Origin of the sequence: uncultured Methylobacterium sp. (assembly GCF_964244095.1) — a bacterium.
Classification (GTDB): Bacteria; Pseudomonadota; Alphaproteobacteria; order Rhizobiales; family Beijerinckiaceae; genus Methylobacterium.
In genome coordinates, this window is sequence record NZ_CAXTHR010000112.1 from 1 (window position 1) to 13,662 (window position 13,662).

Annotated in this window: 14 protein-coding genes; 7 read left to right on the top strand and 7 right to left on the bottom strand. The window is 73.7% G+C overall.

Annotated features, from left to right (window positions below):
• From ACFE86_RS16275 to ruvB, 5 genes are all read right to left on the bottom strand, one after another.
• Nucleotides 1-508 (bottom strand): MotA/TolQ/ExbB proton channel family protein (locus tag ACFE86_RS16275; protein ID WP_375456372.1); only part of this gene is annotated, 508 nt, incomplete at its 3' end.
• A gap of 176 nt (nt 509-684) precedes the next feature.
• Nucleotides 685-1,110: a tol-pal system-associated acyl-CoA thioesterase gene (gene ybgC / locus ACFE86_RS16280; RefSeq protein WP_375456373.1), complete on the bottom strand. Its 426-nt coding sequence runs from the start codon at nt 1,108-1,110 to the stop codon at nt 685-687.
• A 181-nt stretch (nt 1,111-1,291) separates the two neighbouring features.
• On the bottom strand, nt 1,292-2,014 hold the full coding sequence (locus ACFE86_RS16285) for a DUF4142 domain-containing protein (RefSeq protein WP_375456374.1): 723 nt from the start codon (nt 2,012-2,014) through the stop codon (nt 1,292-1,294).
• Between the two features lie 307 nt (nt 2,015-2,321).
• On the bottom strand, nt 2,322-3,260 hold the full coding sequence (locus tag ACFE86_RS16290; protein WP_375456375.1) for a metallophosphoesterase: 939 nt from the start codon (nt 3,258-3,260) through the stop codon (nt 2,322-2,324).
• Nucleotides 3,260-4,321, bottom strand: a complete 1,062-nt coding sequence (gene ruvB, locus ACFE86_RS16295) for a Holliday junction branch migration DNA helicase RuvB (RefSeq protein ID WP_375456376.1) — start codon at nt 4,319-4,321, stop codon at nt 3,260-3,262. The genes ACFE86_RS16290 and ruvB overlap by 1 nt, the downstream gene beginning before the upstream one ends.
• Nucleotides 4,322-4,598: 277 nt before the next feature.
• Between ruvB and ACFE86_RS16300 the strand changes: the two genes are divergently transcribed.
• Nucleotides 4,599-5,567, top strand: a complete 969-nt coding sequence (locus ACFE86_RS16300) for an autotransporter-associated beta strand repeat-containing protein (protein WP_375456377.1) — start codon at nt 4,599-4,601, stop codon at nt 5,565-5,567.
• Entirely contained in the window at nt 5,564-6,199 is a 636-nt protein-coding gene (locus ACFE86_RS16305) for an autotransporter-associated beta strand repeat-containing protein (protein WP_375456378.1), read from the top strand. Before ACFE86_RS16300 ends, ACFE86_RS16305 begins: the two co-directional genes overlap by 4 nt.
• On the opposite strand, the gene ACFE86_RS16310 is transcribed toward ACFE86_RS16305, so the two are convergent.
• Nucleotides 6,196-6,519 (bottom strand): hypothetical protein, encoded by a 324-nt coding sequence (locus ACFE86_RS16310; RefSeq protein WP_375456379.1) that lies wholly within the window; start codon nt 6,517-6,519, stop codon nt 6,196-6,198. The two genes, ACFE86_RS16305 and ACFE86_RS16310, sit on opposite strands and share 4 nt — an antisense overlap.
• Nucleotides 6,520-6,563: 44 nt before the next feature.
• On the opposite strand from ACFE86_RS16310, the gene ACFE86_RS16315 reads away from it, so the two are divergent.
• Nucleotides 6,564-7,268: an autotransporter outer membrane beta-barrel domain-containing protein gene (locus ACFE86_RS16315; RefSeq protein ID WP_375456385.1), complete on the top strand. Its 705-nt coding sequence runs from the start codon at nt 6,564-6,566 to the stop codon at nt 7,266-7,268.
• On the opposite strand, the gene ACFE86_RS16320 is transcribed toward ACFE86_RS16315, so the two are convergent.
• Complete coding sequence (locus tag ACFE86_RS16320) at nt 7,256-7,573, bottom strand: hypothetical protein (RefSeq protein WP_375456380.1); 318 nt, start codon at nt 7,571-7,573, stop codon at nt 7,256-7,258. The two genes, ACFE86_RS16315 and ACFE86_RS16320, sit on opposite strands and share 13 nt — an antisense overlap.
• Nucleotides 7,574-7,687: 114 nt before the next feature.
• Between ACFE86_RS16320 and ACFE86_RS16325 the strand changes: the two genes are divergently transcribed.
• The 4 genes from ACFE86_RS16325 to ACFE86_RS16340 form a co-directional block, all read left to right on the top strand.
• Nucleotides 7,688-8,107, top strand: a complete 420-nt coding sequence (locus ACFE86_RS16325; RefSeq protein WP_375456381.1) for an FKBP-type peptidyl-prolyl cis-trans isomerase — start codon at nt 7,688-7,690, stop codon at nt 8,105-8,107.
• Nucleotides 8,108-8,142: 35 nt separating this feature from the next.
• Nucleotides 8,143-9,564 carry a Wadjet anti-phage system protein JetA family protein gene (locus ACFE86_RS16330; RefSeq protein WP_375456382.1) on the top strand — a complete coding sequence of 474 codons (1,422 nt, stop codon included), beginning with the start codon at nt 8,143-8,145 and terminating at the stop codon, nt 9,562-9,564.
• Nucleotides 9,557-10,183 (top strand): DUF4194 domain-containing protein, encoded by a 627-nt coding sequence (locus ACFE86_RS16335; RefSeq protein WP_375456383.1) that lies wholly within the window; start codon nt 9,557-9,559, stop codon nt 10,181-10,183. The genes ACFE86_RS16330 and ACFE86_RS16335 overlap by 8 nt, the downstream gene beginning before the upstream one ends.
• Nucleotides 10,184-10,325: 142 nt before the next feature.
• Nucleotides 10,326-13,662: SbcC/MukB-like Walker B domain-containing protein (locus ACFE86_RS16340; protein WP_375456384.1), on the top strand; the 3,337-nt coding region annotated here is incomplete at its 3' end.

Below are 13,662 nucleotides of genomic sequence, written 5' to 3' on the forward strand. Positions count from 1 at the left end.
CCGCGATCGAGGTGAAGGCGGTCATGATGCCCCAGACCGTGCCGAACAGGCCGATATACGGGCCGGCCGAGCCGATCGAGGCCAGGAACAGCAGGCGGCCTTCGAGCCGCTCGACCTCGCGCTGGATCGTCACGTCGAGCACTTTGTCGATGCGCTGCGACAGCGACTGGATCTGCCGGCCGGTGCCCTCGAACGAACGCTTCCACTCGCGCATGGCGGCCACGAACAGCGCGGCGAGGCCGGTGGCCGGGCGGTCGTTGAAGGAGCGGTAGAGCTCCTCCAGCGAGCGGCCCGACCAGAACGCGTCCTCGAACGCGTCCATCTCCTCCCGGGTGCGGCGGAACAGCAGCGTCTTGTCGACGATGATCGCCCAGCACCAGATCGAGGAGCCGAGCAGCCCCAGCATCACCACCTTCACGACGAGGTGGGCCTGGAGGAACAGCCCGAGCAGCGTCATGTCGGCGGCGGGCGCGGCCTGGACCGCCTGCATCGCATCGGCTGGGTTCATGAGCCTCGTCCTCGAACGTCTCGACGGCAGCGGCGCGACGGCCCGGGGGACCACGCGCCCGATCCGAAATCATCGAGCGAATTCAAGGGGAATCGCGCTCGAATCTGTCGAAAGTAAGGGCCGGGTGCGGTGCACGCGCGGCCGGGCTTCGCACTCCGCACAAGCCGCCGGCAAGGTTAAGGATTGGTTGCGGGCGTCAACGCCCGACGCAGGGCGTCGGGAAGCCGGATCGCGCGGCCCTCGCGGACGCAGGCGACCACCACCGCGGCTCGGACGAGGACCGCCTCGCCGCGGCGCACCTCCTGATGCAGGTGCATCGACGCGCCGCGCAGGTCGCGGGTCGCGGTGAGGATCGTCAGGGCATCGTCCATCCGGGCCGGCCGGAGATAGTCGATCTCCATGCGCCGCACGACGAAGACCAGGCCGCCGGCCACGCGGTGCAGGTCGGACTGGTCGCCCGCCAGCCCGCGCAGCAGTTCGGTCCGCCCGCGCTCCATGAAGCGCAGGTAGCTCGCGTGGTAGACGAAGCCCGAGAAGTCGGTGTCCTCGTAATACACCCGCACGGGCAGTGCGTGGGCCGCACCCGGGATCGGTTCGCTCACGTCCGGACCGTCCTCCGTTCGGATGCCGCGCCGCCGGCACCCGCGAACGCGATGATGCCCCGGACGGGCCGCGTCCGCCACGTGCGACGGGGCCGGTCCGGCGCCGGCACGAAGAAGGGCCGCCCGGCAGGGGACGGCCCTTCTCGTTCGTCGCGAACGGCCCGCGCGGACCGCTTACGGATCAGCCGCCGATGCGGTCGGCAAGTGTTGCCGAGCGGCCGTGCTCGTCGGCGATGTAGGGCAGCGCCTCGTTGGCGAACCGGCGGCCGGTCGCGTCGTCGCCGTTGCGCGCATAGGTCTCGTACAGGGCCAGCGTGCGGGCGTCGGAGCGGGCCTGCTGCGCGACGTAGGTGCGGTCGAAGTCGCGGCCGGCGCGGGCCGACTTCAGGCGCTCGATGCGGTCCTGGCCGTTCGCGCCGATCGCGACGCGGCGGCCGGGCTCGGTCGGGCTGTTGTCGATGAGGCCGACGCCGCCGAGCACGCCGCCGACGATGCCGGTACCGATGTTCGCAGCGATCGTCACCGGCGCCAGCACGAGGCCGACGGGGTTGTCGAGGCGGGTCTCGATGCCCTGACGGTCGGAGACGACGGTGCCGCCGCGGCTGAGCGAGGCACCCTCGGGCAGCAGTGCCTTGGTGGTGGCCTCGCGCTCGACCAGCACGCGGCTGGCGTAGCTGCGGACCTGGCGGTTGCGCGAACGCTCCAGGGCGATGCGGCTCGCCTCGATGCTCACGGCATCGGAGCGCAGGGCCTCGGCGCGGAATTCGGGGGTGTCGGTGCCTGCGGTGCCGATGCCGCGCTCGAACGGCGAAACCCGGATCGGGAGGGCGTCCTGGGCGAGAACGGGGGCGGTCAGCGCGGCGAGCGAGAGGCCGACGAGGGCGAAGGTGGCGGTACGCTTCATGTTGAACCAGTTCCTTGATGGTGCGCCGCAGCGTCGAGGCCGCGTGCGGTTGCCGTCTCAACCCTTGCCGTCCCGGCCTGTTCCGGCGCCCCACCCCTACGCAGACCTGCTTTGTCTGCATATCGCCGCGGTCACGTCCGTCCTCGCACCGATGTCAGGACGGGACGCCGATAGGGTTTTTCATCGACAAGACATGGCGTTGCGGACGTTTCGGTTGGAAAGCGAGGCCCGACGCGCTTCCAGAGACGGTCGTCAAGCATGCACTGATCGCATGGGTGAGCGTCCGGCACGGTATGGACCGGAGTCGCTATACTGCTGCGGCTCCGACGAGGTCGACCACGACGATCTCGGGCGTCGCCCCGATCCGGACCGGAACGCCGCTCATTCCGAGGCCGCCGGAGACCACGAGGTCGGCCTGTTCGCGGACATGGCCGTAGGCGTAGCGGCTGCCGAAGCGCGAGGGTACGACAGGGGCATATCCGAAGAGCCGCACTTGCCCGCCGTGGGTGTGCCCGGAGAGCGTGAGGGCGATGCGGGCCGGGACCTTGGGGAAGATGTCGGGCTCGTGCGCCAGCAGGATCGCCGGCGCCCCGTCGGGGATCTGCGCCAGCGTGCCGGCGAGGTCATCGACGCCGATGCGCGGATGACCGAACCTGCGCCGCCCCGGCAGCAGGGCGATCTGGTTGCCGAGGCCGGCGAGCCAGATCCGTTCGCCGCGAAGATCGAGGGGAACCGCCTCGTTCTCCAGCACGCGGATGCCTACGCGCCCGAGGGCGTCGCCCGCGATGGTCGGCCCGCCGCCGCGCTTCTGCGCGCCGCGGTCCTCCCACCAGTCGTGGTTGCCCAGGATCGCGTGGGTCCCGAGCGGCGCGCGCAAGGCTCCGAGCACGGGCGCCCATTCCGCGGCATCGACGAAGCGGGTGACGAGGCGAGTGCCGGCCACGTAATCGCCGAGCAGCACGACGACGTCTCCCCCGAGCCCGTTGACGGTCTCGACGATGCCCGCGATGCGGGCCGCGCTCATCCACGGCTCGCAGGCATGAACGTCCGACACGGCGACGAGGCGCAGGCGGAGCGCCGCGGGCCAGGAGCCGAGCGGCCGGATCACGTAGCTGGTGACGGTGAGGCGCATCGGCTCGATGCCGATGCCGTAGGCGGCGCCCGAGAGGCCGGCGAGCGCCGTGGCGCCGAGGCCGGTCAGGATCGACCGCCGCGTGATACGCACCGGCGACCTTCGCGCAGGCATCACGCCTCTGGCTCACCGCCCGCGAACAGCCCGAACTGCACGGCCGGATCGCGTTTCGGGATCGCGAAGCCCATGTGCTTGAAGGCGTGCGGCGTCAGCACCCGGCCGCGGGGCGTGCGCTGCACGAAGCCCTGCTGGATCAGGTAGGGCTCGATGATGTCCTCGATCGCGTCGCGGGGTTCCGACAGCGCGGCGGCGATCGTCTCGATGCCGACCGGGCCGCCGCCGAAGGATTTGGCGATCATCGTCAGGTACTTGCGGTCCATCACGTCGAGGCCGACCGGATCGACGTCAAGCAGCTTCAGGGCCCGGTCGGCGATGGCCCGCGTCACGGTCGGCGCCTCGGCCACCACCGCGAAGTCGCGCACCCGCCGCAGCAGGCGCCCGGCGATGCGCGGCGTGCCGCGCGCCCGCTTGGCGATCTCGTTGGCGCCGTCGTCGGACATGCCGAGCCCGAGCACCCGCGCCCCGCGGGCGACGATGAGCTGCAGCTCGTCGATGTCGTAGAACTCCAGCCGGATCGGGATGCCGAAGCGGTCGCGCAAGGGCGTCGTCAGCAGCCCGGCGCGGGTGGTGGCGCCGACCAGCGTGAACTTCGGCAGCTCGATCTTCACCGAGCGGGCGGCAGGCCCCTCGCCGATGATCAGGTCGAGCTGGTAATCCTCCATCGCCGGGTAGAGGATCTCTTCGACTGCCGGGTTGAGGCGGTGGATCTCGTCGATGAAGAGAACGTCGCGCTCCTCCAGGTTGGTGAGTTGGGCCGCCAAGTCGCCGGCCTTGGCGATCACCGGGCCGGAGGTCGAGCGGAAGTTCACGCCGAGCTCGCGCGCCACGATCTGCGCGAGCGTCGTCTTGCCCAAGCCCGGTGGCCCGACGAACAGGACGTGGTCGAGTGCCTGGCCGGTCATCCTCGCCGCCTGGATGAAGATCTCCATGTTGGCGCGCGCCGCCCGCTGGCCGATGAACTCGGCGAGGCTCAACGGGCGGATGGTCTGATCGACGTCGTCGGCGCGCTTTTCCGGGTCGAGGAGCGCGCTGGTCAGGGGCTTCGGCTTGCTCATGGCGCCTCAGGTGGGGACCCGATCCTCCTAACCCGCGGATGCCGGGAAGTCTAAGACGGTCCGCGCCTTGGGGCCGCGCGGGGCCGGCCGCCGCGCCGGACGAAAAATACAACCGGGGATTGATTTTCTTTGGCATGGTTGAGGCGCCGTTAAGCGTTCCCCGGGCAAAAGCCTCCTGTCTTCACCGCGTCCCCGTGCCGCCTCCCCGGCACCGCGACCGGCGGGCGCGCAGCCGCGCGGCCGCCGGGCCGCCGTCACGCGCCTTCGGATGGGTCGCATGCCTCACGCCAAACGTCAGCGTTTCCTCGCCGCGACGGCCCTGCTTCCGCTGATCCACGGGGCCGTGCTCGCGACCGTGGCGAGCCCGGCGCCGGCGCACGCGGCCTGTGCCGCGACCGCGGGCGGGACCGGCTGCGACGGGCCGGACGACGTCGCCCTCGCGAGCCCGATCGATGGTGCCGGCGGCCTCGCGACGGCCTCCCCCGGCACGCTGGGCGCGGGCGACGGCGCCCTCGTCGTCTCCGGCGGACGGCTCGACCTCGGCGGCACGACGCAGACCGTCGGCCTCGTCCGGCTGACCGGCGGCGTGATCGCCAACGGCACGCTGCGCGGCTCGGTCTACGACGTGCAGTCCGGCGCGATCGACGCCGTCCAGACCGGCGGCGCGCCGCTCGTCAAGTCCGGCGCCGGCACCGTGACGCTGTCGGGCGCCAACGACGTCTCGGGCGGCACCCGCGTCGATGCCGGCACGCTCCTGCTCGTGCCGGGCGGGCGGCTCGGGGCGTCGAACGCGGCCCTTGTCGTCCAGGGCGGCACCCTCGATCTCGGCGGCACCGCCCAGGGCGCCGGCCCGGTGGTGCTGACCGCGGGCACGATCCGCAACGGCACGCTCAGCGGGACGATCTTCGGCCTGCAGGGCGGCACCGTCGATGCGGTGCTCACGGGATCGGGCAGCCTTGTGAAGGGCGGCACCGACACCGCGGTGCTGAACCAGGCCAACACCTATGCCGGCGCCACGTCGGTGACCGGCGGCACCCTGCGTGCCGGCATCGCGAACGCACTCCCCTCGGGCAACGCGCTCCTCGTCACCGGAACGGGCATCCTCGACCTCGCCGGCTACGGCCAGACCGTCGGCGCGCTCGACGGCAACGGCCGGGTCTCGCTCGGCGGCGCGACGCTGACCACCGGCGGCAGCGGCGTTGATTCCGTGTTCTCCGGCGTCCTCGACGGCACGGCAGCCTCGTGAAGGCCGGCGCCGGCCGCCTCGACCTGACCGGCGACAGCCCGTTCTCGGGCTCCGTCACCGTCGCGGCGGGACGCCTGCGGGTGAGCGGCCATCTCGGGCAGGCCGATGTCGGCGTGGCCTCCGGGGCGGCGATCGAGGGCACGGGCACGCTCGGCGGCCTCAGTCTGCGCAGCGGCGGCCGCGCCGCGCCGGGCCTCGACGGCATCGGCACGCTGAGCGCCGACGGCAACGTCTTGTTCGAGGCCGGCTCCACCTTCCAGGTCAGGGCGGATGCCGCCGGCAACAGCGACCGCATCGGCGCCGGGGGCACCGCGACGCTGCGCGGCGGCCTCGTCGACGTGCAGGCGCAGGCCGGCGCCTACCGCGCGAACACCACCTACACGATCCTGAGCGCGGCCGGCGGCGTGGACGGGCGCTTCGCGAACGTCACGTCGAACTTCGCTTTTCTCACGCCGACGCTCGTCTACGCCGCCGACGCGGTGCAACTGCGCCTGACCCGCAACGACCTCGGCTTCGACACCGCCGGCGCGACCGTCAACGGCGTCGCTGCCGGGCGCCGCGCCCAGTCGCTCGGCGCCGGCAACGCGGTCTACGACGCTGTCGGTCCGCTCTCGACGGGGCAGGCACGCTAAGCCTTCGATGCGCTCTCGGGCGAGGTCCACGCGAGCGCGGTGACCGCGCTGGTCGAGACCGGCGCGACCGTCCGCGAGGCGATCCTCGACCGGATGCGCTGGTCGGACGGCGCCGGGCTGACCTGCACCCCCGGCAGCGTCGGCCTCGCGCCGCCGCGCGGCCAGGTCACGACCGTGCCGCTCGACGCGGTGCCGGAATGCGGCAGCGGCCTCGGCCCCGGCGGCCTCGACCAGCGCGTCGTCGGGATCTGGGGCCAGGGCTTCGGCGGCTTCGGGCGCACGGCCTCGGACGGCAACGCCGCCGCGCTCCGGCGCGACACCCGCCGGGCTCGTCATCGGCGGCGACGTCGCCGCGACCGAGGCGATCCGCGTCGGCGCCGCCGCCGGCTACACCGACACCGCCCTCGACATCCCGCTGCGCGGTTCCTCCGGCACGGTCGAGACCGGCTTCGGCTCGGTCTATGCCGGGATCGGGCTCGGCGCCCTCGATCTCCGGGTCGGCGGCCTCTACGGCGTCGGCGACACCGAGACCCGGCGCGGCGTCGCCTTCGCGGGCTTCCGTGACACGGCGCGCGCCGCCTATGGCGGCAGCGTGGCGCAGGGGTTCGGCGAGGTCGGCTACCGGATGGACCTCGACGGCCTGACGCTGGAGCCGTTCGCCGGCGGCGCGGTGATCACGGTTGCGCAGGATGCGTTCGCGGAATCCGGCGGCGCGGCGGCTTTGCGCGGTGCCGCCCGCGACACCACGCTCGCCACCGCGACGGTGGGCGTGCGGATGGAGGCGCGGATCGACGGGCTTGTCGGCGGCCTGCCGCTGCTCCTCCGCGGCCTTCTCGGGTACCGGGCCGCCTTCGGCGACATGACGCCGGCAGCCCTGCTGGCCTTCGACGCCGGCGGCGTCCAGGCCCTCACCCGCGGCGCACCGATCGACCGCGGCGCCCTCGTGCTGGAGGCCGGCCTGAGCTGGATCGTGCTGCCCGCGACCACGCTCGGCCTGTCCTATGCCGGCCAGGTCGGGGCTCGCGTCCAGGACCACGGCGCGCGGGGCAACCTCACCTACCGGTTCTGACGCCGCCGCCACCATGCGACGACGTCGTTCCACGTCGCCTCGATCCAGCGGGCGGCCTTTTCGAGCGGCACCTTCAGCCAGGGCACGTCCTGCGCCAGGAGCGCCAGCCCGAGCGGCAGCATCCACAGGCCGAGCACCGGCAGGATCGAGAAGATCCCGCCGAGGATGAACAGGAACGCGGCGGCGAGCCGCAGCCAGATCCGCGAGGGCTCGCGCAGCCAGTCGACGGCGCGCCTCAAGCGGTCGGGCAGTTTCTGTGAGAGGCGCGTGACCCGCGCGTCCCAGTCCTTGGCGGTCGGTTGCATGCGACGGGAACGCGCCACGGGCGGAAAACGCTCCGGCTGGCCTCGCCCCCGGCCGGCCTGTTAAGAGGCTCCCCGACGGGCGGCCCGACAGAGGCTCGGCCCGACGGAGGACCGATGCCTCGCTACCTTCTCCCCATCGCCGGAGCCGTGCTGATCGCCATGACCATTGCCGCCAACGCCGACTACACCACCCTGCCGTCCGGCCTGAAGTATCAGGACGAGGTCGTCGGCACCGGTCCCGAGCCGAAGGCCGGCCAGAAGGTGACCGTGCAATATACCGGCTGGCTGGACGAGGCCGGCAAGAAAGGCAAGAAGTTCGATTCCTCGCGCGACCGCAACCAGCCCTTCACCTTCACGCTCGGCGCCGGCCAGGTGATCCAGGGCTGGGACCTCGGCGTCGCCACCATGAAGACCGGGGGCAAGCGCACCCTGGTGATCCCGGCCGAGCTCGGCTACGGCGCCCGCGGCGCCGGCGGCCTCATCCCGCCCGGCGCGACGCTGATCTTCGACGTCGAGCTTCTGGGCGCGAAGTAACGTCCCGGCTGCGCGAACGCGAAAGTCCCGAAAGAATGCTGTTCGCGCAGCTCCCCGACGACCTGTTCCGGCCGCTGGCCGCGCCGAGCCGGGCCTTCAACGCGGCCCTGCTGCTGCACCTGCACCGCCGGGTCATGGGCGCGAGCCCGGACCCGGTGCGCAAGGGGGACCTGCTGGCCGCGATCGGCGACTTCTCCGCCGACTGGGCGCTCGCCGAACAATCGGACGACGAGCCGGTGCCGACCGATCTGGTCGAGCGCCGCTCGGCCCTCTACCGGCGCTTCCTCGACGCCGGCTGGCTGATCGAGCGGCGCGAGCGTTACGTGTCGGTGGTCGATTTCGACCCCGAGGCGCGGCTGCTGCTCGACGAGCTGTCGCGGATCGAGCGGGGCGAGACCCGCTCCTACGGCGGCGCGATCCTCGACGTGCTCGGCAGCCTGGAGAGCGCGATCGCCAACCCCGGCGACCGCTCCGAGGCGCTGGGCAACGCGGCGCGCGCGGCGCGGGCCTTCCTCGGCCACGTGCGGGGGCTGGCCGGCGCGATGCGCAAGATCGAGGCGCGCATCCTCCGCGAGGCGGACATGCGCGCGGCCTTCCGCCTGTACTTCGAGGACTTCGTCGCGCGCCACCTGATCAGCGACTACCGCACGCTGCACACCCGCTTCAACCCGTTCCGCTTCCGCTCGGCGATCGTGCGCGAGGCGGGCCGGGCGCTGCGCGACCCGCTGCTGATCCGGGCGCTGGCCGCGGGCATCCTCCGCGAGGGCCGCGCCGCCGACGCGACGGCCGCCGAGCGCGCGGCGCGCGGCGACCTCGCGCAGATCCTGTCGATCTTCGAGGGCCTCGACCGCCACCTCGACGCGGTCGACGACGTGGTCGCGCGGATGGAGCGGCGGATCGCGGCGGCCCTGCGATCCATGGACCGGCCGGATTCGGACGGCATCGCGCGCACCGCCGCGGCGCTCCGCGCGGTCGGCGCGGCCGCGGAGCCGCCGGACGTGGCACCCGCGATCTCGCTGCTGCGCCCGCCGATCGGCCCGGCCCACCTCGCGGCGCCGCGCGGGCGCAAGGTCCCGATCGAGGCCGAGGCCCTGCCGGAGCTGCGCGCCGACCCGGCGATCGAGGCCCTCGTCGCGGCCAAGGCCGCCTTCCGCCGCCGCACCACCGTGACGCCGGAGACGATGGCCGCCTTCCTCGACCGGCATCTCGGGCCCGACGGCACCCTGCGCGGTTCCGAGGTCGTGGTGACGGATGTCGACGCGTTCGTGGTTTTCCAGCGCCTGCGCGAGATCGACGTGCTGTTCGAGGGCGGACTAGCCGGCCGCTACGCCGTCGCGCGCGCGGAAGGGTGCGCGGAAGGGTGCGCGGGAGGCCGCGTGTCGAACGGCTGGCTCGACTGCCCGGACTTCACGATCCGCCGGACGGCCGGGGACGCACCCCGCGGCCGGCATGCTTGAGCCGTTCCGCGGCATCGTCGACGGCGACGAGCCGCCGCCGCCCGGGGCGCGGGCGCCCGACGCGGAGGAACTGACCCGGGCGCTCGCCGTATTGCTCAAGGCCCAGGTGATCTACGTAAACACCCCCGGCATCGGCCGCAGCTACGAGCTTGCCCGGCACTACGCCCCGTTCTTTTCCGACTACTTCGCCTGCCTCGGCTACGCGCTCGCCGTCTCGCACCGCGACCAGATGGTCTCGCTGACGCTTCAAGCGGATGGGCCGCGCCACGACATCGCCGCCGAGCGCCTGCGCAAGGACGAGACCTTGGTGCTGCTGGCGCTGCGGCTCGCCTACGAGGAGGGCCTGCGCGACCACCGCGTCTCCACCAACGGCGTGCTCGATTGCACCACCGACGACCTCGCCGAGCGCATCCGCACCGCCGCCCGCAGCGATCCGCCCGAGGAGGCGCGGCTGATCGAGATCCTGCGGCTGTTCGCGCGCCGCGGCGCCCTGCGGCTGGGCGAGCGCGACCGGACCGAGCGCGTCACCCCGCTCGGCGTGCTGCCCGGCATCCTCGTGCTCGCCTCCGATGCGTGGCTCGAACGCCTGCGGGCCTGGTCGGACGCCGCCGAGGGCTGACGCCCGGCCCGGTGCCCGCCTTTGTCCCGATCGCGCCGGCCGGACGCCCCGCGGCGGCGGGCGTGGCGTGGGCGCCCTTGCGTCTCCCGGCGCCTGCGGCCAACTGGGCGCCCTCGCATCCCTTCGGACGGACCCGAGCCCGGTGTACCGCCTCACCGACATCGCCCTCTCGAACTGGTACCTCGTCCGGCGCGAGCAGATCCGCATCCGCGGCGCGACGGCGCTCGTCGGCCCGACGGGGGCGGGCAAGTCGACGATCTTCGACGCCGTCGGCACCGTGCTCGCCGGCAACAACGCCAGCCGTCTTGCGCTGAACGCCTCCGCCTCGGGCCGCAGCGCCCGCACCGTGCGCGATTACTGCCTCGGCTGGATCAGCGACCCGGCCGAGGGCGGACGCCCGACGCGGGAGGCGTGCGAGACCGTCATCGCCCTCGTCTTCGAGAACGCGATGAGCGGCCGCATCGTCTCCTTCGGGCTGGCGCTGGCGGCGCGCGCCACCGACCCGAAGGAGGAGGTGCTCTCCCGCTTCATCGCCACCGGCCACCGCTTCGAGGTCGGCGACTACCGCCGCACCACCCCGGAGGGCAGCTTCACCGCGCCCTGGGCCGAGATCGCCGGGCACCTCCGCGCGCGGGCCGAGCGGTTCGAGGAGTTCCGCGCGTCGGGCGAGCGTTTCACGGCGGAGGTGCTGGCCACGCTGCGCGAGGGCGCGCCGGCGCCCGATCCGCGCCACTTCCTGCGCACCTTCTCGAACGCCGTCGCGTTCAAGCCGATCTTCGATTCGAGCGCCTTCGTGCGCGGCTTCGTCCTCGATCCCGAGCCCCTCGACGTGGCCCGCGTGCGCCAGTCGGTCGAGAACTGGCGCCGGCTGCTGGAGACGATCGCGGAGCTGGAGGCCAAGCTCGTCCGGCTCGGACGCCTCGCGGCGCGCTACGAAGCCTGGGCCGACGGGGTGCTCGCCGCCGGCCTCCACGAGGCCCGCGCCGCGAGCGCCGAGCTGCGGCGGCGCTGCCACGACCTCGTCGTCCTCCGCGGCCGCCTGCGGGCGGGCGCCGACGCGCTGCGCATCGCCCGCGCGAGCGTGGCCACGAGCCGCGGCTTCGTCCGCGAGATCGACGGCGAGATCGCGGAGAAGAAGGCGCTGGTCGTCGGCGCAGCCGGCGACGGCCGGCTCGCCGCCGCGACCCTCGGCCTGTCGATGCTGGAGCGCGACCGGCGCGACCTCGCCGGGCGCGTGGCCGACCTCGTCGGCCTGGTCGGGCAGATGGGCAAGCTCGACGCCGTCGCCCCGGTGCTGCGGCAGGTGGCGCCCCAGGCGGCGCGGCTGGCCGAGGCCTGCGCCCGCTCCGGCCTGCGCCGCGAGGCGCCGCCCGAGGAGACCCTGTGCGCCGACGGCCCCCTCCCCGCCCTGATCGAGGGCCTCCTACGGCTGCCGGACTTCGACGAGGCGCTGGACCGCGCCGCCGAGGACACGGCGTTGAAGGCCCGCGCGCAGGAGGCGCAGGCCGAGCGTTCGGCCCCCGCCCCGGCCGCGGGCCATGGGGCGCGGCTCTCGTCCGACACCCTGGCCTTCCGGACCGAACTGGCGCGGCGCAACATCGACGCGGTGCCGGTCTGCGAGCTTGCCGAGATCGTCGATCCGCACTGGGGCCCGGCGCTCGAGGGCCTGCTCGGCCGGGCGCGCGAGGCGCTGGTGGTGCCGCCCGACCGCCTGGAAGAGGCGCTCGGCGTGCTTCAGGGCAACCGCGACCGGTTCAGCCGCTGCATCCTGGTGAAGACCACCGACACCGCGCAGCAGCGGGCGCCGCGCTTCGACGACGGGCCGCTCTCGGTGATCGAGACCGACGATCCCCACGCCGCCGCCTTCCTCGGGGTGCGCCTCGGCGGCTACGACCTCGCCCGCGACGACGCCGAGCTGAGGCGGATGAGCCGCGCCGTGGCGCCGAGCGGGCGCACCACCGCCGGGATGGCCTATTCGGTGACCCGCTCGGTCGACCTGCTGATGACCCGCGGGCTGCGCGGGCCCACCGCCGAGGGCCGCCGCAACCACGAGGCGGCGGTGACGCAAGCCAAGCGCCTGCGCGACGAGGCCGTGGTCCTGCGGGAAGCCGCGCGCATTGCGGCCGCGATCCGGGCGCGGATCGCCCGCGGTATCGAGGATTGCGATGCGTTGCGCGACGAGGTCGACGGCCTGGAGGGCCGGCGCCGGACGCTCGGCACCGAGCGCGCGGCGATCGAGGGGCGCGACACCGCGGGGCTCGCCGAGGCGATCCGGGCGCTCGCCACCGAGCGCATCGCGTACTTACGCGAACTCTCGGAGGTGCTGGAGCCGAAGCTCGACGGCCTGCTCGCCGAGGAAGCCGGGCTGAGGGCGCGCCTCGCTGCCGGCCGCGAGGCGGCGCGGGCGGCCTTCGCGGCGCGGCGCGGCGCGCTGCACCGCTTGGCCGGCGGAGACGGCTTGCGCATCCGCCTGCTGCGCGGGGAGACGGCCGCGCCCGCGGTCGCGATCCGGGCCGAGCTGATCGGTCTGGACGCGAAGGCGATCTCGGCCGCGGCATCGGCGGAAAGAAGCCTCGCGCAGGAGGCCGCGGAGCGCGCGCGCTCCCACGGGCGCGCCGCCGAGCGCGATCTCGCCGAGTACTGCGCCCAGTGGCGGATCGACAACCCGCTCGGGCGCGGCGACGGCGGCCGGGCCGACCAGTCCGCGACGCTGGGCTACGCCTGGGTCCGGCGCGAGCACGACGCGGTCGCGGGGCACGAATTGCGCCGCTACCGCGTCCAGGCCGAGCGGGCGACCGACGAGATGCGCCGCCTGATGACCGAGGACCTGCTGACGCGGCTCGCCGACAAGTTCGAGCGCGCGCGCGCGCGGCTCGACGCCCTCAACGAGCGGCTCTCGACCCAGCGGTTCACCGGCCAGACCTACGCCTTCGAGGCGGTGGTCGACCGCCGCTACGCCGCGGTCCACGCGCTCGCCACCGCCGTCGCGCGCTCGCCGGACGCAGGCCAGGCGCTGCTGCCCACCGACGGCGAGGGGCCGATGGCGGCGGCGCTCGCCGAGGTCACGGCGCTGATCGCCGGCGCCGAGGACGCCGCGCGGCTCGCCGACTACCGCAACTACTTCGTCTACGAGATCGGGATGCGGGACGCGGCCGGCAACCGCACCACCATGTCGAGCCGGGCGCTGCGCGGATCGGGCGGCGAGGCGCAGGCGCCGTTCTACGTGGCGATCGCCGCCTCGCTCGCCAGCGCGTATTATCCCGGCGACCGGCCGGGCGACGAGAACCCGGGCTTCGGCCTGTGCCTGCTCGACGAGGCGTTCTCGAAGCTCGACGTGCGCAACAGCCAGGCGCTGGTCGACCTCTACGCCGCCTGGGGCCTGCAACTCCTGATCGCGGCGCCCGAGGACAAGCGCACCACGCTTACCGAGGTGATGGACACCATCGTCACCGTCTACAAGAGCCCGGACCTCGCCTCGG